At 43.5% G+C, this 446-nt stretch carries 1 protein-coding gene; it reads right to left on the bottom strand.

All coding sequences use genetic code 11. The annotated features are described in order from the left end of the window. Nucleotides 1–446: helix-turn-helix domain-containing protein (locus H5087_RS20350; protein ID WP_182673150.1), on the bottom strand; the 446-nt coding region annotated here is incomplete at both ends.

Raw genomic sequence — 446 nt, 5'->3', positions numbered from 1 at the left:
CGCCCAACGCCTTTGAGATTACCCACGTAAAATGTATCTTGAGAGCCTAGATAACCTGGGTGAGCCGTTTCAATTTCACCACACGCTTCGTCATCATGTTTTTTCTTTTCAAGCGCAGCTACTTGAGCGTCGGTGAGAATGATACCTTCGTTAGCCACTTTATTTTCTAGTGCCTTGAGACGCTTTTTGAAGTTCTCTAGGTCATGACGTAGCCATATTGAACGAACACCGCTGCCAGAAACGAATACGCCTTGTTTTCTGAGCTCATTACTCGTTCTGTGTTGGCCATGAGCTGGATAATCGACAGCGTATTTAATGACGGCTTGTTCAGTTGCTTCATCAACTCTATTTTTTAAGTTTGGCGCTCTACGACTTTTATCAATTAACGCATCAAGTCCACCGTCTTCGACGAGTTCTTGATATCGATAAAATGTATCACGGGATAC

The organism is Pseudoalteromonas sp. SR43-7, assembly GCF_014163785.1.
GTDB lineage: Bacteria > Pseudomonadota > Gammaproteobacteria > Enterobacterales > Alteromonadaceae > Pseudoalteromonas > Pseudoalteromonas distincta.
Note: the sequence above shows the minus strand (reverse complement) of the source record. Positions and strands in the feature narration are given on the sequence as shown.